This window comes from Mesopusillimonas faecipullorum (assembly GCF_020539505.1).
Lineage (GTDB): Bacteria > Pseudomonadota > Gammaproteobacteria > Burkholderiales > Burkholderiaceae_B > Mesopusillimonas > Mesopusillimonas faecipullorum.
In genome coordinates, this window is the sequence record NZ_JACDXW010000003.1 from 324,120 (window position 1) to 343,741 (window position 19,622).

Below are 19,622 nucleotides of genomic sequence, written 5' to 3' on the forward strand. Positions count from 1 at the left end.
TTTTCAAGCTTCACGGTCGGCATTGCGCGCCAGCGCGGCGCTGTAAACGATGTCTTTGGGCAACCCCGTTGCGCGCGTGACCAGCTTGACGGCATCACGTACGCTCAGGCTTTCAAGAGCCGCATCCAGCCATTTCAGTACTGATTCGTCCAGCCCTGTCGCCACTTGCGCGCGTTCGGGTGCGTGTACGACCAGCGCCAGTTCGCCCTGTTCTCTGTGGGTATCCGCTTCCAGCCAAGCCTCGGCCTGCGCCAGGCGCAGGGTGGCCACTTCCTCGAAACGCTTGGTCAGCTCTCGACCTATCGTAACCAAACGCTCATCCCCGCAAATGGCATGCAAATCACGCAGGCAAGCGCGCAGGCGATGCGGCGCCTCGTACAAAACGACGGGTGTTTCGCCCTTGCACCAGCTTTCCAGCCATTTCTGGCGAGCCTGAGTTTTGGGTGGCGCAAAGCCGGCAAAAGCGTAGGACGGGTTTTCGTCGGTAGTGACTCCACTGGCCATCAGCAAGGCTACCACCGCACTGGCTCCGGGAATGGCAATCACGCGGTACCCCGCCTCGCGAACCACACGCACAACGCGCGCACCCGGATCGCTGATACCGGGGGCGCCTGCATCAGAAACCAGCGCTACACGCTGCCCTTGCGCCAAGCGTTCAACGATGCGTTCAGCCGCCCCCGCCTCGTTATGGCGGTGGGCCGCCATCAGGGCCGTATCAATGCCCCAGGCGTCAAGTAAGGGGCGGGTGGCACGGGTGTCTTCAGCCGCAATCACGTCGCAAAGTGACAGTGCATGCCAGCCCCGCAGACTGAAATCGCCCAAATTCCCTATGGGCGTCGCCACCACGTATAACGTGGACTGCGGCCAGTCCTGCTGCGCCACCCGCTCAGCGAGACGATTCCATGACATGTGGGCTTTCGAAGCCTCCGGGACTTGATTCATACTGGTTTCCGGGCAGCAAATAAGAGGAGGCGCGCCGCGCAACTGCCGGCGCGGTAAGCCATGGCGCATCATACGACAGACCCCTACACGCTTGCTCACGCGGCACAACGGCGCGCTATCCGCGCACGTCGGCGGCGCCAGCAGCGACTAAGTCAAGCGAGTCCGCCTGCGCAAGCCGCGCCAGCAGCGCTCGCTCAGTCACCCACACAGCGCCAGGGCAGCCAGGCCGAGGCGCGAGCCCTGGCTTACTTGATTGAGGCCGGGCTACAGCCCTTGGCTGCCAATCTGGCCTGCCGCGCCGGCGAGATAGACCTGGTTTTTCTGGAGGGGAGCACGCTGGTATTCGTGGAAGTGCGTGAGCGCAAACAGTCACACTTCGGCGGAGCGGCGGCAAGCATAGGCGCAGCCAAGCAAAAGCGCCTGATACTAGCCGCCCAGTACTGGCTACCGCGACTTTGCCGCCGATATTTCGCCGGCAAACAGCCTCCTTGCCGCTTTGACGCTGTTACTCTCGATGACAGCCGCATAGAATGGATACGTCATGCTTTCGCGCTGAACGCTTTGGCATGAGATAATCTCGTTCATGGATATGACCGCACGCATGACATCGCATTTCGATGATGCGATAGACGCCTTCAAGGCTAGTTCACCCGTACTCGCGCCCGCGTTGGCTCACGCCGTCGAGTTGCTCTTTGGCGCACTTTCCAATAACAACAAGATACTTGCCTGCGGCAATGGTGGCTCAGCCGCCGACGCCCAGCATTTCATCGCCGAATTAGTCGGTAGATTCGAGCGCGACCGACTGCCGTTAGCAGGCATTGCGCTTAATACCGATACTTCCATTCTGACGGCCGTGGGCAACGACTACGGCTACGATGAGGTCTTTTCTCGCCAGGTATCTGCGCTAGGTCAACCTGGCGACATCCTGGTCGCCATCTCCACCAGTGGGAACTCCGCCAACGTATTGCAGTCCATACAGGCAGCTCACGAACGCGAAATGCACGTCATTGCTCTTAGCGGCAAAGGCGGCGGTCGCCTCAACGAAATCCTGTACGAAACCGATCTGCACTTGTGTGTCCCGCAAGATCGCACCATGCGCATCCAAGAGATCCACATTCTATTGCTGCATGCCATGTGCGACGGTATCGACGCCCTGCTTCTAGGAGACGCCCTTTGATCTCATCCGACCGTCCCTCTAACAGTTCCCGTCACACGCTAATAGCTTTGTGTCTGGCTTTGGCAGGCTTAGGTACGCTCGCCGGCTGCGCTCCTCTGGTTATAGGCGGGGCAGCGGCTACAACAGCCAGTGTCGCTACCGACCGCCGCACCGCCGGCGAACAACTCGAAGACAAAACCATACAAATCAAGATCAGCAACGATTTGGCCAAAATGCTTGAAAATCGTGGCCGCACCAACGTTGTCTCTTATGCGGGGCGGGTGCTGCTGCTGGGCGACGTACCCACCGAGGCCGACAAACAGCAAGCCGAGGAAATCGCCAGCAAGGTCGAGCACGTACGGCAGGTGTACAACCAGATTCGCGTGGGCGACATCACGCCTCTCAGCGTGCGTTCCAACGACACTTGGCTGACCACCAAGGTCACGAGCGCACTCATTAACACCCAAGGCGTACCGACTCGTACCATCAGCGTTACCACCGAGCGCGGCATTGTGTACCTGATGGGCAAACTGACGTCCACCGAGGCCCAGATCGCCGCCAAGGCCGCCTCGGGCGTCAGCGGAGTCAACAAAGTCGTTACCCTGTTCGACATCGTTTCCCCAGAAAGCGTAGCGGGTAACAGCGGCCAGGCCGCTCCGGTTACGTCTGTCCCCACCACTTCGTCGAACCATATGTCTGAGCCCACCCCAGACTCCGCCGAAGTCCAAGCCATACCCGTACAATGAAGAAGATTCTGGCCATAGTCGTTGCTGTCGTCCTGGTGGCAGGTGCGCTGTTCTGGCAGTTTGGCAACGCAGGCAAAGCAGCGCCCGACGTCACCTATCACACGCTGGATGGGCGTCAGCTAAGTACCCAAGACCTGCGCGGTAAAGTCGTACTGGTCAAGTTCTGGGCCACCAGTTGTGTCACTTGCGTGCAGCAAATGCCCGGCACCGCCGAAGTCTTCGAAAAGCTGGGGCCAAGTGGCTACGAAGTCATTGCCGTAGCCATGGATTACGACCCCATAGAGTACGTGCGCAACTTCACCGAAAGACGCAAGCTGCCTTTCATGGTCGCTCACGACGCCTCCGGCGACATTGCCCAGGCCTTCGGCGACGTTCAACTGACGCCTACCGCCTTTCTTATCGACAAAAAAGGCCGCATTATCAAGCGCTACCTGGGCAACTACGACAAAGACGCCTTCGTCCGCACCGTAGAGCAGGCGCTGGCGGCCGGCTGATTTCATCTTCCTCAAGCGACTTTTGCCATGACTCTACCCGTCTCTGGTGATGCCACCACCTACCCCTCTACCGTGAAGGCCGCTGTGCTGTCCGAGGCCTTGCCTTACATACGACGTTTTCACGGCAAAACCGTGGTCGTCAAATACGGCGGCAATGCCATGACGGAAGAAGCCCTGCAACGCAGTTTCGCGCACGACGTCGTGCTGCTCAAACTAGTGGGCCTGAACCCCATCGTTGTGCATGGCGGCGGCCCGCAAATCAACGACGCACTTAAACGCGTCGGCAAAGAAGGCAACTTCATCCAGGGCATGCGGGTTACCGATGCCGAAACCATGGAAGTCGTGGAATGGGTGCTGGGCGGCCAGGTTCAACAAGACATCGTCATGATGATCAACGAGGCAGGTGGCAAGGCCGTCGGCCTGACCGGCAAAGACGGCTGCCTGATTCAGGCGCGTAAAAAGCTGGTGCCCGACAGCGAGAACCCCGGCCAAATGCTGGACATCGGCTATGTGGGCGACATCACGCAAATCGAACCCGCCGTCGTCAAGGCGCTACAAGACGATCAGTTCATACCCGTCATTTCGTCTATCGGTTACGGCGAGCATGGGCAAGCCTACAACATCAATGCCGACCTGGTAGCCGGCAAGATGGCCGAGGTGCTGGGCGCCGAAAAACTCATCATGATGACCAACACGCCCGGCGTGCTGGACAAAAGCGGCCAACTGCTGCGCACGCTCTCGGCCCAGACCATAGACGAACTGTTCAAAGACGGCACGATTTCAGGCGGCATGCTGCCCAAGATCGCCGGTGCACTGGATGCCGCCCGCAATGGCGTCAACTCGGTACACATTGTCGATGGTCGCGTGCCGCACTGCCTGCTCCTGGAAATTCTGACCAATCAAGGCGTCGGCACCATGATCAGCGCGCACTGACGCGTCAAACATGGACACCGCTACCCAGATTATTCGCGCACGAACGGAGCGCCGCCTATTGCGACCGGTCGGCGCCAGCCTGACCGCCCGCAAACATCGCTATGGCCCTCAGGATACCGTCTGGCTCTTTGACCTGGACAACACCCTGCATGATTGCTCGCACGCTATTTTTCAGGCGATAGACGGCAATATGACTCAGGCCGTCATGCAATCACTGGACGTGGACGAAGAAACCGCCAATGTGCTGCGCCGACGATACTGGGAGCGTTACGGCGCCACTGTCATCGGCTTGGTGCGCCACCACGGCATCAAGGCGTCCGACTTCCTGGCCAAGGCGCATGCCTTTGATCCGGCCCCGCTGGTACGCGCGGAAACCGGCCTGGCCGCCAAGCTGGCTCGCCTGCCGGGCCGCAAGGTGTTATTAACCAATGCACCGCGCCACTATGCCCACGATGTGCTTAAAGTACTGGGCATCGCTCATCACTTCGATCTGCTGTGGGCCATAGACCAGATGAATCTGCAGGGGCGTATGCGCCCCAAGCCTTCCATGGCCTTGATGCGACAGGTTTTGGCTCATCTCAAGGTGCCCGCCCATCGCGTGGTCCTGGTCGAAGACACGCTGCATAACCTGCGCCCCGCACGCCGCCTGGGCATGCGCACCGTGCATATTTTTCACCCAGGCACGCCGTTTTCCAGCATGCACAGGGGCCGCCCAAACTACGTGGATTTACGCTTGCAAACCCTGGGGCCTTTGCTGACCGGCATGAGCCGGCTGCGCGCACGGTCTGGGCCCAAACCTTAACCAGAGGTGTCAGGGCGGTAGCGGCTGATGCTCATGAGAATGCCGCATGCGACGCCCAATGTCAGTAGCGCCGTACCGCCATAGCTGAGAAAGGGTAGCGGCACACCCACCACCGGCAGTATGCCGGTGACCATGCCTATGTTCACAAACACATAGACAAAGAACATCATGGACAGCGCACCCGCCATCAGGCGACCGAACTGATCTTTTGCGCAAACGGCAATCACCAGGCCCCGCAAGATCAGCAAGCCGTACGCCACCAGCAACAGGATACCGCCGTACAAACCGAACTCTTCAGCAAAAACGGCGAAGATGAAGTCCGTCGTACGTTCAGGGATGAAGTCCAGGTGTGACTGAGTGCCCTGCATATAGCCTTTGCCGTAAACCCCACCAGAGCCTATGGCAATCATGGACTGTATGGTGTGAAAGCCCTTGCCCAACGGGTCGGTACTGGGATCCAGCAAAGTGCAGACGCGATGTTTCTGGTATTCGTGCAGCACCACCCAGTCAGTGCCTACCTGGCAAAGCTGCTCTTCGTAGTGGACGATCAAACCCAAGGCTACGCTGCCGACCACCAGCACAGGCACCAGCAGCTTGAAGGACAATCCGGCAAAATAAATGACGCAAAAGCCCGTGGCGAAGACCAACAAAGCGGTGCCTAGGTCTGGCTGACGCACAATCAATGCAAAGGGCACCAGCAACAGTGCCAGCACCACCAGGTGATCTACCAGGCGCATGCGCCCTTGGTGCTTATGGAAGAACCAGGCCAACATCAAGGGAACCGCGATTTTCAGCATCTCGGAGGGTTGAATGCGCACCACCCCCAGGTCCAGCCAACGTGTAGCCCCTTTGCTGGTTTCGCCGAATAGCTCTACCCCCAGCAGTAAAACCACGCCCACCACATAAATCAGGGGAGCCAGACGCCTCCAGAGAGGCGGTGGTATCAAGGCGGCCACCCACATGGCCGAAAAGGCCAATACAAAATTGCGTGACTGCTCGGCAAAGCGCCAATCCGTGCCGCCTACGGCCGAATGCATGACAATCAAACCCAAAGCCGCCATCAGCAGCAAGATAGCCAGCAAGGGCCAATCAAATGCGCGCAGTGCGTACCACGCCCAAGTCATCCAGCGCTTCATGGGGGGCCCTGCTCAGCAGGCGCCGCCGCGACAGCGACCTGCTGCTCGGCTGGCCTATCGAGCCAGTAATCGAACACGGCACGCCCCACTGGGGCAGCCACAGTGGCTCCCCAGCCGGCATTCTCGACGATCAAGGCCACGGCAATGCGAGGGTCCTCCGCTGGCGCATAGGCCATGAATAAGGCGTGGTCCCGCAAACGTTCATCAATGGCTTGCGCATTGTATTTGGCGCCTCGCAAGCTATAAACCTGCGCCGTCCCTGTTTTGCCGGCGGCTTGGTAAGGGGCATCGCTAAAGGCGCGTCGTGCCGTGCCCTGACGAATCACTCCAACCATGGCTTCTTGAATGACCTTGAGATTCTCGGGTTTGAGCGGCACCGTATGGGTGGGTGGGTAGACCATCTCGGTTTCTTCCCCAGTTAAACCATCGCGCAAAGCACGCAGCAAGTGCGGACGACGCGAGACGCCGCCATTGGCCAGCACTGCTGTCGCGTGTGCCAACTGCAACAAGGTAAAGGCGTTATAGCCTTGCCCAACCGCCACAGAAACCGTTTCACCGGCATACCAGCGTTGCTGTTCGGGTTTTTTGTAGGCCTGGCGCTTCCAGTCGGTGGAAGGCAAAACCCCTTTACGTTCGCCGTCCAGGTCTATGCCGGTGACTTGCCCAAACCCAAACAGCTTGCTGAAGTCGTGCAGCGCATTGACGCCAATATCCAGCCCCAGAGAATAAAAATAGGTATCCGACGAGACGACGATGGCGCGACGCATGTCTGTAGGGCCATACACCGCACCTTGGGCATTGCGAAAACGCTGTCCGCCCAGTTCGAAATAACCTGGGTCAGCCACCCGCTCGGTGGGACTGCGCTTATTGAGCTCCAACGCCGCCAAAGCCACGAAAGGCTTGTAGGTTGAACCTATGGGGTAGGTACTATAAAGGGGTCGATTGATCAAAGGATGATCGGGCGATTCATTCAGGGCACGCCAATTGTCGGTATCGATACCGTCGATAAAAAGGTTGGGATCGAAAGATGGTGCGGACACCAGGGCCAACACTTCGCCGGTACGCGGGTCGATAGCCACCAAGGCCCCTCGCCGGTTTTGAAACTGCTCTTCAGCCACACGCTGCAAGCCGATGTCCAAGGACAGCACCAGATCATTGCCAGGCTCTGGATCGATGCGGGAAAGCCCCCGCATGGGTTTGCCCGTCGCTGTTACCTCCAGCTCTTCCAGGCCGGTTTTGCCATGCAGCAGCTGCTCCCAGCTTTTCTCTATGCCTTTTTTACCTATGATGTTGGTGCCGCGATAATTGCCAAGCTGGTCTTGCTCTTCAAGCCGCGTCATGTCGGCTTCGGATATTCTGCCAACGTAACCCAGCACATGAGCAGCGGTTTGACCCTGAGGGTATTCGCGCACCCAGCGCGCCTTCAGCGAGACACCCGGAAACCGGAAAGCCTGCGCCGCAAAGCGCGAAGCTTCGTCGTCGTCCAGGCGGTTACGCAGCATGGTAGAGGCGTAGCGGCCACTCTGATTCAAGGCCAGCTGAAAACGCCTGCGCTGGTAAGCGGTGATCTCGACAATACCACCTAGCTCTTCCAGCATGCGTTCCATATCTGGCACTTGAGCGGGTGTGACTTCGAGCACGTAGTCGCGATAATTGCGCGCCAGCACTTCACCATTGCGGTCCAGTATGGCGCCGCGCCGGGGGGCAATCGGCACCACCGCCGTACGATTACGGTCGGCTCTTGCGGCCAGGCCTTCGTGGCGCTCTACCTGCAAATACCAAAGACGCCATCCCAGCAACCCCCCGCAAAGCAAGGCAAACAAGCCTGCGGCCAGCACCCGTATCAAGATATGGCGCTTTTGCTGCAGCGTGGTTTCCTTGAACTCGAACATATCTGGATGAAAAGCGCCTTATGCCGCGCCGGAATTGATTTCGTCTTCGCGACGCTGGGGTAAATGCAGAAGAATATCGGCCACAGGCCAAAGCGCCGTGGTAATCAGGGCGGACCAAAGCCAATCCCACCCGGGCCACGCCCCCATCAGCCAAGACTGCAGCAGATGCGGGATCATCATCGCCACCACAAACACGGGCAACATATGTATGGCCTGCACCACAGAACCGAACAATTGCAGGCGCTTGTGCAACACGATAGCGCCATAAGTCGCCAGCACATAGGTCAGCACATGCCCGCCCAACAAGCCGGAGTCATGCACATCCATCAGCAAGCCAAAAACGAATGCAACGGTCAGGCCCACAAAGCGCGGCTCGTTCAACGCCCAGAAAACCATAACCAGCATCAGCAAATCGGGCGCCGGCGGCCAGCTTCGCCAAGGCAACAGGGAGATCAACCATACCAGCAACAGGCTGGCCCAGACAAAGCGCGCACTGGAGGGCTTGCGAAAAGGCGCGGTGTCTATGGGCTCTAGCGAGCTGAGCGAGGAGCGGCGAACCGGTTGCGGGGTAGCTTGCTTCATGGTGATGAGCTCTCAGACTCCGTCGCGGGATCGGAGTTCCCGACCAACAACACCAGAAAATGGCGATAACGCTCTGGATGCGACAAGGGCGTAGCTTCGGCCATGGCAAAGCCCGTGGCGGGATCATGCCTAACTTCGTCTATTTGAGCGACGGGCAAGCCTGCCGGAAACAGGCCTCCTACTCCGCTGGTCACCAACACATCGCCGGCCTTAAGATCGGTGTCGCCGGTTAGGTAGCGTACCTCGACCTTGCCCGAGGCGTTGCCACCAAAGGCAATCAGGCGCAAGCCATTGCGCAGCACCTGCACAGGCACGGAAACCCTTTCGTCAGTCACCAGGGCAGCTTCTGAGGTGAAGGGAGTGACCCGTACAATTTGGCCAACAATACCGCCTTCATCTATGACCGGCATACCCGGCGCAATGCCACTGTCGCTACCTTTGTTAAGCACCAAGTGACGCGTGAAGGCATTAACAGGCTCGTACAGCACTTCGACGGCAACAGACGACTGACGCACTTGTTCGACCACACCCAGCAAACGTCGCAACTGCTGATTTTCGGCCGCCAATTGCGCGGCATGGGTAGCCACCTGAGCCAGTTCGATACGCTGGCTTTGCAAAGCCTCTTTTTCACTGCGCACCAAAGAGGCGGCGTTGGTCCAGTTGTCTATACCCGCCATCAAATCGCGCGGCAACATGACCAGACGCTGAAAGGGATACAGCGCCACCGCCACGACTTGACGCGCGGGGTCAAGCACACGCCAGCGAGCGTCTACCACCATCATGGACAAGGCCAGCACGACATAGACGACCAAACGGACCTCGGCCGCCGGCCCCCGCTTAAATAGCCTGATCGTCCCGTGCCCTTGCCCTTGCATGATTCCTTCGTTGTCGACGCCGTAGCGTATGCCCAACGCCAACAGACGCCCAGGCCGACTGACGCTTCCGATTAGTCGTAGATGAAAACGCTACCCAGACGTTCGAGATGTTCGAGCGCCTCGCCGCAGCCCCGTACCACGCATGTAAGCGGGTCTTCGGCCACCACCACAGGCAGCCCGGTTTCTTCTTGAAGCAGACGATCGAGATCACGCAACAAGGCGCCGCCGCCGGTCAGGGCGATACCCTTGTCGGTGATGTCGGCGCCCAACTCGGGCGGCGTTTGCTCGAGCGCGGTCTTGACTGCCAAAACGATCTGGTTGAGGGGGTCGGTCAGCGATTCGAGGATTTCGTTGGACGACACCGTGAAACTGCGCGGCACGCCTTCGGAAAGGTTGCGCCCCTTTACTTCAATTTCGCGGATTTCAGCGCCAGGGAAAGCCGAGCCGATTTCTTTCTTGATGAGCTCAGCCGTGGGCTCGCCGATGAGCATGCCGTAATTACGACGAATATAGTTGATGATGGATTCATCGAACTTGTCGCCGCCGACCCGCACCGAACCTTTGTATACCATGCCGCCCAGCGAAATGACGGCGACCTCGGTGGTACCGCCGCCGATGTCGACCACCATAGAGCCGCTGGCATCGGAGACCGCCAAACCTGCACCGATGGCTGCCGCCATAGGTTCTTCGATAAGGAAGACCTGGCTGGCGCCCGCACCCAATGCGGATTCACGGATCGCCCGGCGCTCGACTTGAGTAGAGCCGCAAGGTACGCACACGATGATGCGAGGGCTGGGTGCAAACATGCTGCGTGGATGCACCATGCGGATGAACTGCTTGAGCATTTGCTCGGTGACCGTAAAGTCGGCGATAACGCCATCCTTCATGGGCCGAATGGCTTCGATGTTGCCTGGGACACGGCCCAGCATTTGCTTGGCTTCGCGCCCTACCGCTTGAATGATGCGCTTGCCGTTGGGACTGCCGTCGTGACGGATGGCAACGACGGAAGGCTCGTCTAGCACGATGCCTTTACCCCTGACGTAAATGAGGGTATTGGCCGTACCCAAGTCGATCGCCATGTCGCTGGAAAAGTAACTGCGGAGGAAGCCGAACATGTGTGCTCAGTAGATAGAATAGATGGAATCGCGATAAGACGCGCACACGGAGCTGGAACGGTAGCCCCACAGCCTGGGAGCAACTGGCCCTAGGCGTCGGTTGGGGCGCCATCGACATGCCAAGGCGAGCCGCAAGCCCTTGGGGGGCGCCTGCGCACAACTGCGCGGCGAAACCGCCCGCCTGCCGGAAATCACCTTAACGGTTAAGCTGTAAATGATAACTTATAATTTACCTGCCTATTTGACAAGCTTGTGCCCCCTGACTTATGACGATCTCCGAACAAGACATCGCGCGTATCGCGAAACTGGCCAATATCGCCCTGACCGACGAAGACGCCCGCCATGCCCAACAAGATCTGGACGGCATGCTGTCGCTCATCGCCCGCCTGCAGGCCGTAGACACGCAAGGTGTCGAGCCCTTGGCTCACCCCTTGTCGATTATTGAAGACGTCACCTTGCGCCTGCGCGACGACCAAGCCGTGCCTGCCTCAGACGAACCTCAGCGCGCAAAGCTGATGGCCAATGCGCCTGCCCAGACCGAAGGCCTGTTCCTGGTTCCTACGGTCATCGAATAAACCCGCCATGTATTCCAACGCCCTGCATACTGAATTCTCTTCCATTGCCGATCTGCGCCAAGCGCTGAACGACAGGCGCATCAGCGCCCAAGAGCTGGCGCAAAGCGCCTTGGCGGCTGCTGAAAAAGCAGCCGACCTTAATGCTTTCCTGCATATCGACACCGAACTGACCTTGGCTCAAGCCCGGGCAGCCGACGCCCTGCTGGCAGCAGGGCAAGGCGGGCCGCTCACGGGCCTGCCTATTGCCCACAAAGACGTTTTCGTCACACAAGGGTGGCGTACAACGGCTTCCAGCAAAATGCTGGGTCAATACGTCAGCCCCTTCGATGCCACCGTCGTCGACAAGCTCCAGAAAGCCGGTGCCGTATCGGTGGGCAAGCTCAATTGCGACGAGTTCGCCATGGGTTCGGGCAACGAGTTCTCGGCCTTCGGCCCTGCACGCAACCCCTGGGACGCCACTCGTGTACCGGGTGGCTCATCGGGCGGCTCAGCCGCCGCTGTGGCCGCCGGTTTGGTCATGGCCTCTACGGGTACCGATACCGGCGGGTCGGTACGCCAGCCCGCTGCGCTTTGCGGCGTCAGCGGCATCAAGCCCACTTATGGCACCGTTTCGCGCTATGGCATGATCGCTTACGGCTCCAGCCTTGACCAGGCCGGCCCGCTGGCACGCCATGCCCAAGACCTCGTCGAATTATTAGACTGCATCAGCGGTTTCGACGAGCGCGACTCCACTAGCCTCGAAAACTGCAAAGGCACGCCCAACCAACCGGGTCGCATCCGCGCCGACTTCGAAGCGGCTCTTGCCTCCCACCCTGCCGGTAAGCCCATGCAGGGCTTGCGTATAGGCGTGCCCACCGAGTTTTTCAGTGCAGGCCTATCCAACGATGTCGCCCAAGCGGTCGAAGCCGCCCTGCGCGAATTCGAGGCCCTGGGCGCTACGCGCGTTTCCATCTCTTTGCCGCGCACCGAACTGTCCATCCCGGCCTATTACGTCATCGCTCCCGCCGAGGCCTCCAGCAACCTGTCGCGCTACGACGGGGTGCGTTATGGTCATCGCACACACAGCTATGGCGATTTGGCCGACATGACCAGCCGTTCGCGCGCCGAGGGCTTTGGCCCCGAGGTCAAGCGCCGCATTCTGGTCGGCACCTATATGCTGTGCCACGGCTATTACGATGCTTACTACTTGCAAGCGCAGCGTATCCGCCGACTCATTGCCGACGACTTCCAGCGCGTTTTCAACGCTGACTGCGACGTCATCATGGGGCCGGTCACACCTACGCCCGCCAAGCTTATCGGGGCCAATCAAGATGACCCCACCGCAGACTGGCTGGCCGACATCTACACCTTGGCCCCCAGCCTTGCCGGCCTGCCCGCTATGTCCATCCCCTGCGGCTTCAGCCAAGATGCCAAGCCATTGCCTATAGGCCTGCATCTCATCGGCAACTATTTCAGCGAGGGCCATCTGCTGGCTACCGCACACCGCTTCCAGCAGGCCACCGACTGGCATCAACGCAAACCGGAACACGCATAATGGATTGGGAAATCGTCATCGGGCTAGAGACGCATACGCAGCTCTCTACCGCCTCGAAAATCTTTTCGCGCAGCAGCACGCGCTTTGGCGCGGCCCCCAACACACAGGCCAACGAAGTCGACATGGCCTTGCCCGGCACTCTGCCCGCCATGAACCGCGCCGCCGTCGAGCGCGCTATTCAGTTTGGCCTGGCCATAGGCGGGCAGATCGCTCCGCGCTCTATCTTTGCGCGTAAAAATTATTTCTATCCTGATCTGCCCAAAAACTATCAGATCAGCCAATTTGAACACCCCGTCGTCGTGGGCGGCAGTCTCAAGTTTTTTGTCGGCGACCAAGAAAAAACCGTTAACCTGACTCGCGCTCACCTTGAAGAAGACGCGGGCAAATCGCTGCACGAGAACTTCACCGGCCCTCACGGCGAATCGTCCTCGGGCATAGACCTGAACCGCGCCGGCACCCCCTTGCTGGAAATCGTCTCCGAGCCCGAAATGCGCTCGGCTGCCGAAGCCGTCGCCTACGCCCGTGCCTTGCATAGTCTGGTGGTCTGGCTGGGCATCTGCGACGGCAATATGCAAGAAGGTTCTTTCCGTTGCGATGCCAACGTCTCGGTACGCCCCAAAGGCCAAGCCGAGTTCGGCACCCGTTGCGAAATCAAAAATCTCAACTCCTTCCGATTCCTCGAACGGGCCATCTTGTTCGAAGCGCGCCGCCAGATCGAGCTGATAGAAGACGGCGGCAAAGTGCGCCAGGAAACCCGCCTGTACGACGCCGATCGTGACGAAACACGCAGCATGCGCTCCAAGGAAGATTCCGACGATTACCGTTACTTCCCCGACCCCGACCTGCCTCCTTTGGTCGTTACGCAAGACTGGGTGGCCCGTGTACGCGAAGCCATGCCCGAGCTGCCTGCCGACAAGCGCGCGCGCTTCGAGACCGATTTGGGCCTTAGCGCTTATGACGCGGCCCAACTGACGGTAGACCGCGCAACGGCAGACTACTTCGAGCAAACCGTAGCGGGCTTGTCCGCCGCTCAATCCAAGCCTGCCGCCAACTGGATTCTGGGTGAAATGGCAGCCGCCTTGAACCGCGAAGAGCTGACCATAGAAGCTTGCCCCGTCAAGCCAGCCGCTTTGGCCGCCCTCGTTACTCGCATCACAGACGGCACGCTGTCTAACAAGATTGCCCGCGATGTATTTGCCGCCATGTGGGCCGGCGAGCACGACGGCAACCCCGACGCCATCATCGAAGCCAAAGGCCTTAAGCAGATCAGCGATAGCGGCGCCATCGGCGCCATGATCGACGAAGTGCTGGCCGCTCAACCCGATATCGTCGAGCAATACCGCGCCGGCAAACAAAAAGCGTTTAATTCCCTGGTTGGCCAGATCATGAAAGCCGCCAAGGGCAAAGCCAACCCTCAGCAGGTCAACGACCTGCTCAAGCAAAAACTAGACGCCTGATAACCATCATGGCCCCTTGAGGGGCCATGATTCAGTGTCTTGTTAAACCCCGGTGCTTTGAGCATTGGGGTTTATTTTTTGCCTGGCTCAGCGCACCACACCGTACTTATTACGGTAAGCCGCCACCGCTTCGCGGTGTTCGCTGAACTGCTCGTCGTGCTGGAGCAAGGCCATGATATCGTCCAGCGAAGCAATACTGATCACCGGGATGCCGTAGTTGTTGGCAACGTCCTGCACTGCCGAATGCGGCGACAGGGCGTCATCGGGGCCGGCGCGCTCCATGCGGTCAAGCGCGATAAGCACGGCAGCCGGTTGAGCCCCGGCATGACGGATGATTTCGACAGACTCGCGCACCGAGGTGCCAGCGGTAATGACGTCGTCGATGATGACCACCCGCCCCTGCAGCGGCGCCCCCACCAGCACACCCCCTTCTCCGTGGTCTTTGGCTTCTTTGCGGTTAAAGGCAAAGGGAATCGAGCGGTCTTGCATGGAAGGCTGGGAGGCCAAGGCCACCGCTGTGGCGGTAGCCAGCGGTATGCCCTTGTAAGCCGGGCCGAACAGCATGTCGAACTCGACACCGGAAGCGGCCAAGGTTTGTGCGTAAAAGGTAGCCAGGCGCCCAACCGACACACCGGAATTGAACAAACCGGCATTGAAGAAGTACGGGCTGACGCGCCCCGATTTGACCTTGAACTGACCGAATCGCAAAACGCCTTGCTCTAGCGAAAAACGGACAAAATCAGTACGAGCGTGTAAATTATCAGCCATGGATCAGTTCTAAACGGGGAATTCCAGAACCCGTATTATCGTTCATAAAAGGCCTGCTCGTCCGGCAACTTCAAGCCAGGCCCTTATCCACTTAAAGACCACCCCCATGACCCAACCTGTTTACTTCGTTTCCCACGGCGGTGGCCCTTGGCCCTACATGCCCGAAGCCCAGGCCATGTACGCCTTGCTGACCGAGTCCTTGCGGGCCATGCCCTCTCAGTTACCCCGTCGCCCCGACGCCATCCTTATGATCTCGGCCCACTGGGAAACCCAAGGTGCGCTGGCCGTCATGACGCATCCCCAGCCGCCTATGCTGTACGACTATTACGGCTTCCCCGAGCACACCTATAAGATTCGCTACGCGGCACCGGGCAGCCCTGAACTGGCCAGACGCACCAGCCAGTTGCTGCAATCCATAGGCCCCGTACACGAAGATGCCGAGCGCGGCTTCGACCACGGCGCCTTCGTGCCCTTGTACGTCATGTACCCCGAAGCGGACATCCCGGTCACCCAGCTTTCCATCGAAAAACACTTTGACCCCGCTTTGCACGTCGCCATCGGTCGAGCGCTGGCGCCGCTGCGCGACGAAAACGTGCTTATTGTCTGTAGTGGGCTTAGCTATCACAACCTTCGAGAAATACGCAGCATCGGGGCATTGCCCTCGGCACAGTTCGACGCCTGGCTGCAACAGGTAGTGGTTCAAGGCCCTATCGACGAGCGTATTCCACAACTACTCGATTGGGAGCAAGCCCCCGCCGCCCGGCAGGCGCACCCGCGCGAAGACCACCTTATCCCCCTGATGGTAGCGGCTGGCGCAGCCGAGCACGACCCGGCCACCTGTGTTTATCACGACAAGGGGCTGTTTGCCGGTATTACCGCGTCAAGCTTTCGATTCGGTTAAGCCCAAGGCGCATCAGACACTGGCCGCAATGACACGATTGCGGCCGTCATGCTTGGCTTGGTAGAGCGCATCGTCGGCGCGACGCATCAGTAACTGATAATCGGGGTGGCCATCGTATAAGGCCAAGCCCACGCTTACCGTTACCTGCAAACTTAAGTCATTAGACAGTCGAAAACTCTCGTGTTCCACGGCCTGGCGCACAGTTTCAGCCACTTTATACGCATCGTCGTGGCCGATATCCACCAAGAGCATCAGGAACTCTTCGCCACCAAGACGGAAGATATAGTCGCCTGCACGACAGCTGTTGCTGAGCACCACGGCCAATTGCTGCAACACCAAGTCGCCGGCATCATGACCGTAGCTGTCGTTGATGCGCTTGAAGTTATCTACGTCTATGACCAACACGGCAAACGTCATGTCGTGCTGCCGGGCAAAAGCCACTTCTTTGTTCATGACCACAGGCAGATACTTGCGGTTCAATAAACGTGTCAGGGCATCCCGCCCTGCTTCAAGCTCGTTGGTTTGCCGGAACAGCACATCCAGCCTGAAGGCGATGGCTTGCGCTTCGTCGCGCAACTCACGCAAGTGACCCATGCGCTCGGAGACGTCCGACTCGCTGGTTTGCTTGACCACTACAGGCAGCAATTCGCGGTCGATACGCTCTATGGAGGCCTGTATCAGCTGGGCCTCTTCGGTACCCTGAAACGCATGCGCCCCTTTGTGCCGGAACCACAAACCGAAATCGCTGGCACCGATGCGGGGCAGCTGCGTAGCATGCGCCCCCATCGCCAACTCGAACATCACCCGGTTCTCCCAATCGAGCAGGGCGGCCCGCTGACGTTGACGCTCGGTAGCCACATTTTGCACCACGGCAAACAGGCGATAGGCTTCCTGGGCGCGGCTGTTGCGATCATGCGAGGTGGCGTATGCGTGGCTCATGATCTCCATGGTCAAATCCATGATGCCTTGCATCACCTGTAGCAACTCAAATTGCTTCACTCTGGGCAAGCCGGATTTTTCGTGCAGCAACTCGGCAAACTTGTCTTTCAAGCTGTACGCGGCACGCAACACCAAGTGCACGGGCACGTCTATACGCGCATGCACCACACCCACTTGGCGCTGCAAACTGACCAAGCCTGTCAGGTCGTCTCCCGCCCTGGCACCGTAAACCCCGCCCACCCATCGCCGCAACGAAGCATGAAGGCGAGTACGCACTTGTTCATGGGAAATCAATTGCGCAGCCGCCTCGTCTTTCAGCAAGCGGTCGTAGAAGTGATCGGCAAGATCACTTTGCCACTTCAAGGTCAGATTGTTCAGTTGCTCGAGAAGCTCGACAGGGTAGCGGTTAAGCAACGCGGTCCAAGTCTGTGCATACTGCTTATCCTGCGTAGAAGACATATGAAAAGACCTAATTTTTCGTGCTTAGGCACTCGAAACACGACGAGCTGGTGAGATACGAGGACGGCTTTTTCATTTTAGTGAAAAAGCGGTTCTTTGTCGGTGGCCTGCTCCATCAGGCCAAGGCGCGCCCACATATCAAGTTCAAGAGGCGGAACTTCAAATACGCGGTGGCCGGCCTTTTATGCGTGCCTACAACGACGCGTCGTAATCTATTGTCAGGGGTGCGTGGTCGCTGAAGCGTTCGTCTTTGTAGATAGCCGCGCGCTTGGCGCTGCGCCCCAACTCGGGCGTGGCAAGGTGATAATCTATGCGCCACCCCACGTTGTTGGCCCAAGCCTGGCCCCGGTTGCTCCACCAGGTGTAGGCATCGCCTGTGGTTTCGGGGTGCAAGTGGCGGTAAACATCCACCCATCCCAGCTCGCCCAATACCTTGCTCATCCAGGCACGCTCTTCTGGAAGGAAGCCACTGTTCTTCAGGTTTCCCTTCCAGTTCTTCAGGTCGATTTCTTGATGGGCGATGTTCCAATCGCCGCACACCACCACTTGGCAGCCGCGCTGGAACAATTCGGCCAAATGGCCATAGAAGCTTTCCATGAAGCGAAACTTGGCTTCTTGGCGATGATCGCCACTGGAGCCCGAGGGCAAGTACAGCGAAATGACCACCAGCTTGTCATACACCAGCTCTAGGTAGCGGCCTTCGGCATCGATCTCGGGCACGCCCAAGCCTTCTTTGACGGCCTTGGGCTCGTGCGGCGTGTATATGCCCACCCCGCTATAGCCCTTCTTTTCGGCATAATGAAAGAAGCCATAACCGCCAGGCAGCGCGGACATCTCGGGCGTCATGTCGCCTGCCTGAGCTTTGAGTTCTTGCATGCAGATGAAATCCGCTTGCTGGGCTACTGCCCAGGGCTGAAAGCCTTTACGAAAGGCAGAACGTATGCCGTTCAGATTGGCGGAAACAACACGCAGCATGACGAAGAATACTCCTGGAACAAAGAGTCAATACTAACCCAAGCGCCTGGGCGTGAACGGCATACCCCGCTCTGTCGTGGCATCAGCTACCCGCGTCCAGACTCTTCACGGTTGAACGCATCCACCACAGCAAAGCCAGCCCCGGCAAGGCGATGAACACGGTAAGCACAAAGAAACCCGGCCAGCCTATGGACTGCACCAAAGGAGGCGTCAGCGGGCCCGCAAGATACGTGCGCCCGACCGCCGACAAGGCCGACAGCAGGGCAAACTGCGTGGCGGAAAACTGCTGTTTACACAAGGCCATCAGCAGCGCTACGAAAGCCGCCGTGCCCAAGCCACCACAGATATTCTCTAGCGCCACCACGGCACCCATGCTTAGCAAGTTTTGTGGCGTAACAGCCAGCACCCAATATCCAAAGTTGGACACTGCCTGCAGCAGGCCAAACAGCATCAAGGAGCGATACAAGCCTATGCGCGCCATAAACGCACCACCCGCCAACGCCCCCAGTATGGTGGCTGCCAAGCCAAATACCTTGTTGACCATGCCGACCTCTTCGGCGCTGAAACCCACCCCGCGCAACAGAAAAGTCGTCGACAAAGCGCCGGCAAACGCATCGCCCAGCTTGTACAGGACAATCAACAAGAGCAGCGCCCAAGCCCCCGGACGCGAAAAAAACTCTCTTAAGGGCTCTACCACTGCCAACGCCAAGGTACGCGGCGCACGGGCAACATGTTCGGGCTCGGGGGCCAGCCAGGTGGCCAAGGCGCAAAGAGCCATCAGCCCACCCATCAGCATGTAGGTGTTCTGCCAACCCAGCCAAGAGCCCGCCATAACCAAAGCCAAGCCGCCGGAAACAATCATGGCCAAGCGGTAACCCATTACCTTCAAAGCCGCGCCGGCGGCGCGCTCTTCGTCGCGCAGCACGTCAGTGCTGTAGGCATCGAAAGCAATGTCTTGCGTAGCCGACCAGAACGCTACCAGCACCGCCAACAAGGCCAGCCACATCAGTTGATTGCCTGGATCGAGCATACCCATGCAGGCAATGAGCACCGCAAGCAGCAGCTGGCTGATCAGTATCCAGCCGCGCCGTCGCCCCAGCAAAGGAAAGGCATAACGGTCAACCAATGGCGCCCATAAAAACTTGAGCGTGTAGGCGGTGCCCACCAAAGTGAGAAAGCCGATTTCTTGCAAGGAAACACCGGCGACGGTGGCCCAGGCCTGCAAGGTGCCGCCGGTTAGCGCCAAAGGCAATCCGCTGGCGAACCCCAAGAGCAACAATGGGTACACCCGGGGACTGGCGTAAACGCCCACCCCACGTCGATTAGTGCCTGTACTCATGC

The 19,622-nt window shown here is 59.0% G+C and carries 20 protein-coding genes; 10 read left to right on the forward strand and 10 right to left on the reverse strand.

Annotated features, from left to right (window positions below):
- Positions 1-3: 3 nt before the first annotated feature.
- A complete protein-coding gene (rsmI, locus tag H0484_RS08040; RefSeq protein WP_226954063.1) occupies positions 4-942 on the reverse strand; it encodes a 16S rRNA (cytidine(1402)-2'-O)-methyltransferase in 939 nt (312 codons plus the stop codon).
- A gap of 60 nt (positions 943-1,002) precedes the next feature.
- On the opposite strand from rsmI, the gene H0484_RS08045 reads away from it, so the two are divergent.
- Genes H0484_RS08045 through H0484_RS08070 form a run of 6 tightly spaced genes read left to right on the forward strand, consistent with a single transcriptional unit; the run spans position 1,003 to position 5,073 of the window.
- Positions 1,003-1,512, forward strand: a complete 510-nt coding sequence (locus H0484_RS08045; protein WP_226954064.1) for a YraN family protein — start codon at positions 1,003-1,005, stop codon at positions 1,510-1,512.
- 13 nt (positions 1,513-1,525) lie between these two features.
- Complete coding sequence (locus H0484_RS08050; protein WP_226954065.1) at positions 1,526-2,119, forward strand: phosphoheptose isomerase; 594 nt, start codon at positions 1,526-1,528, stop codon at positions 2,117-2,119.
- Positions 2,116-2,844: a BON domain-containing protein gene (locus H0484_RS08055; protein ID WP_226954066.1), complete on the forward strand. Its 729-nt coding sequence runs from the start codon at positions 2,116-2,118 to the stop codon at positions 2,842-2,844. Before H0484_RS08050 ends, H0484_RS08055 begins: the two co-directional genes overlap by 4 nt.
- A complete protein-coding gene (locus tag H0484_RS08060; RefSeq protein ID WP_226954067.1) occupies positions 2,841-3,338 on the forward strand; it encodes a peroxiredoxin family protein in 498 nt (165 codons plus the stop codon). Before H0484_RS08055 ends, H0484_RS08060 begins: the two co-directional genes overlap by 4 nt.
- A 27-nt stretch (positions 3,339-3,365) precedes the next feature.
- The gene (gene argB, locus H0484_RS08065) at positions 3,366-4,271 is read left to right on the forward strand and encodes an acetylglutamate kinase (RefSeq protein ID WP_226954068.1); all 906 of its coding nucleotides are present in this window, start codon (positions 3,366-3,368) and stop codon (positions 4,269-4,271) included.
- Between the two features lie 10 nt (positions 4,272-4,281).
- Positions 4,282-5,073, forward strand: coding sequence for a pyrimidine 5'-nucleotidase (locus H0484_RS08070; protein ID WP_226954069.1), 792 nt, complete (start codon positions 4,282-4,284; stop codon positions 5,071-5,073).
- Here H0484_RS08070 and rodA read toward each other — a convergent pair.
- From rodA to H0484_RS08095, 5 genes are all read right to left on the reverse strand, one after another.
- Entirely contained in the window at positions 5,070-6,209 is a 1,140-nt protein-coding gene (gene rodA, locus H0484_RS08075; protein WP_226954070.1) for a rod shape-determining protein RodA, read from the reverse strand. The genes H0484_RS08070 and rodA overlap by 4 nt on opposite strands.
- The gene (mrdA, locus tag H0484_RS08080; RefSeq protein WP_226954071.1) at positions 6,206-8,101 is read right to left on the reverse strand and encodes a penicillin-binding protein 2; all 1,896 of its coding nucleotides are present in this window, start codon (positions 8,099-8,101) and stop codon (positions 6,206-6,208) included. Before mrdA ends, rodA begins: the two co-directional genes overlap by 4 nt.
- A gap of 18 nt (positions 8,102-8,119) precedes the next feature.
- Complete coding sequence (gene mreD, locus H0484_RS08085) at positions 8,120-8,683, reverse strand: rod shape-determining protein MreD (protein ID WP_226954072.1); 564 nt, start codon at positions 8,681-8,683, stop codon at positions 8,120-8,122.
- Entirely contained in the window at positions 8,680-9,558 is an 879-nt protein-coding gene (gene mreC, locus H0484_RS08090; protein WP_226954128.1) for a rod shape-determining protein MreC, read from the reverse strand. The genes mreD and mreC overlap by 4 nt, the downstream gene beginning before the upstream one ends.
- Before the next feature lie 71 nt (positions 9,559-9,629).
- Positions 9,630-10,673 (reverse strand): rod shape-determining protein, encoded by a 1,044-nt coding sequence (locus H0484_RS08095; RefSeq protein ID WP_226954073.1) that lies wholly within the window; start codon positions 10,671-10,673, stop codon positions 9,630-9,632.
- Positions 10,674-10,939: 266 nt separating this feature from the next.
- Here H0484_RS08095 and gatC point away from each other — a divergent pair, with 266 nt between their 5' ends.
- Genes gatC through gatB form a run of 3 tightly spaced genes read left to right on the forward strand, consistent with a single transcriptional unit; the run spans position 10,940 to position 14,239 of the window.
- A complete protein-coding gene (gatC, locus tag H0484_RS08100) occupies positions 10,940-11,248 on the forward strand; it encodes an Asp-tRNA(Asn)/Glu-tRNA(Gln) amidotransferase subunit GatC (RefSeq protein WP_226954074.1) in 309 nt (102 codons plus the stop codon).
- 7 nt (positions 11,249-11,255) lie between these two features.
- Positions 11,256-12,782 carry an Asp-tRNA(Asn)/Glu-tRNA(Gln) amidotransferase subunit GatA gene (gene gatA, locus H0484_RS08105; RefSeq protein ID WP_226954075.1) on the forward strand — a complete coding sequence of 509 codons (1,527 nt, stop codon included), beginning with the start codon at positions 11,256-11,258 and terminating at the stop codon, positions 12,780-12,782.
- Positions 12,782-14,239, forward strand: coding sequence for an Asp-tRNA(Asn)/Glu-tRNA(Gln) amidotransferase subunit GatB (gene gatB, locus H0484_RS08110; RefSeq protein WP_226954076.1), 1,458 nt, complete (start codon positions 12,782-12,784; stop codon positions 14,237-14,239). Before gatA ends, gatB begins: the two co-directional genes overlap by 1 nt.
- Before the next feature lie 87 nt (positions 14,240-14,326).
- On the opposite strand, the gene pyrE is transcribed toward gatB, so the two are convergent.
- A complete protein-coding gene (gene pyrE, locus H0484_RS08115; RefSeq protein ID WP_226954077.1) occupies positions 14,327-15,007 on the reverse strand; it encodes an orotate phosphoribosyltransferase in 681 nt (226 codons plus the stop codon).
- Positions 15,008-15,113: 106 nt separating this feature from the next.
- On the opposite strand from pyrE, the gene H0484_RS08120 reads away from it, so the two are divergent.
- The gene (locus tag H0484_RS08120) at positions 15,114-15,908 is read left to right on the forward strand and encodes a DODA-type extradiol aromatic ring-opening family dioxygenase (RefSeq protein WP_226954078.1); all 795 of its coding nucleotides are present in this window, start codon (positions 15,114-15,116) and stop codon (positions 15,906-15,908) included.
- Between the two features lie 12 nt (positions 15,909-15,920).
- On the opposite strand, the gene H0484_RS08125 is transcribed toward H0484_RS08120, so the two are convergent.
- The 3 genes from H0484_RS08125 to H0484_RS08135 form a co-directional block, all read right to left on the reverse strand.
- Positions 15,921-17,306 carry a GGDEF domain-containing protein gene (locus H0484_RS08125; protein WP_226954079.1) on the reverse strand — a complete coding sequence of 462 codons (1,386 nt, stop codon included), beginning with the start codon at positions 17,304-17,306 and terminating at the stop codon, positions 15,921-15,923.
- Between the two features lie 192 nt (positions 17,307-17,498).
- Complete coding sequence (locus H0484_RS08130) at positions 17,499-18,281, reverse strand: exodeoxyribonuclease III (RefSeq protein WP_226954080.1); 783 nt, start codon at positions 18,279-18,281, stop codon at positions 17,499-17,501.
- Positions 18,282-18,363: 82 nt separating this feature from the next.
- Positions 18,364-19,620, reverse strand: a complete 1,257-nt coding sequence (locus H0484_RS08135; protein WP_226954081.1) for a muropeptide transporter — start codon at positions 19,618-19,620, stop codon at positions 18,364-18,366.
- Positions 19,621-19,622: the final 2 nt, after the last annotated feature.

Coding starts and splice junctions, on each gene's coding strand:
- rsmI (WP_226954063.1), bottom strand. CDS start 942: ATGAATCAAGTCCCGGAGGCTTCGAAAGCCCACATGTCATGGAATCGT.
- H0484_RS08045 (WP_226954064.1), top strand. CDS start 1,003: ATGGCGCATCATACGACAGACCCCTACACGCTTGCTCACGCGGCACAA.
- H0484_RS08050 (WP_226954065.1), top strand. CDS start 1,526: ATGGATATGACCGCACGCATGACATCGCATTTCGATGATGCGATAGAC.
- H0484_RS08060 (WP_226954067.1), top strand. CDS start 2,841: ATGAAGAAGATTCTGGCCATAGTCGTTGCTGTCGTCCTGGTGGCAGGT.
- argB (WP_226954068.1), top strand. CDS start 3,366: ATGACTCTACCCGTCTCTGGTGATGCCACCACCTACCCCTCTACCGTG.
- H0484_RS08070 (WP_226954069.1), top strand. CDS start 4,282: ATGGACACCGCTACCCAGATTATTCGCGCACGAACGGAGCGCCGCCTA.
- rodA (WP_226954070.1), bottom strand. CDS start 6,209: ATGAAGCGCTGGATGACTTGGGCGTGGTACGCACTGCGCGCATTTGAT.
- mrdA (WP_226954071.1), bottom strand. CDS start 8,101: ATGTTCGAGTTCAAGGAAACCACGCTGCAGCAAAAGCGCCATATCTTG.
- mreD (WP_226954072.1), bottom strand. CDS start 8,683: ATGAAGCAAGCTACCCCGCAACCGGTTCGCCGCTCCTCGCTCAGCTCG.
- mreC (WP_226954128.1), bottom strand. CDS start 9,558: ATGCAAGGGCAAGGGCACGGGACGATCAGGCTATTTAAGCGGGGGCCG.
- H0484_RS08095 (WP_226954073.1), bottom strand. CDS start 10,673: ATGTTCGGCTTCCTCCGCAGTTACTTTTCCAGCGACATGGCGATCGAC.
- gatC (WP_226954074.1), top strand. CDS start 10,940: ATGACGATCTCCGAACAAGACATCGCGCGTATCGCGAAACTGGCCAAT.
- gatA (WP_226954075.1), top strand. CDS start 11,256: ATGTATTCCAACGCCCTGCATACTGAATTCTCTTCCATTGCCGATCTG.
- gatB (WP_226954076.1), top strand. CDS start 12,782: ATGGATTGGGAAATCGTCATCGGGCTAGAGACGCATACGCAGCTCTCT.
- pyrE (WP_226954077.1), bottom strand. CDS start 15,007: ATGGCTGATAATTTACACGCTCGTACTGATTTTGTCCGTTTTTCGCTA.
- H0484_RS08120 (WP_226954078.1), top strand. CDS start 15,114: ATGACCCAACCTGTTTACTTCGTTTCCCACGGCGGTGGCCCTTGGCCC.
- H0484_RS08125 (WP_226954079.1), bottom strand. CDS start 17,306: ATGTCTTCTACGCAGGATAAGCAGTATGCACAGACTTGGACCGCGTTG.
- H0484_RS08130 (WP_226954080.1), bottom strand. CDS start 18,281: ATGCTGCGTGTTGTTTCCGCCAATCTGAACGGCATACGTTCTGCCTTT.
- H0484_RS08135 (WP_226954081.1), bottom strand. CDS start 19,620: ATGAGTACAGGCACTAATCGACGTGGGGTGGGCGTTTACGCCAGTCCC.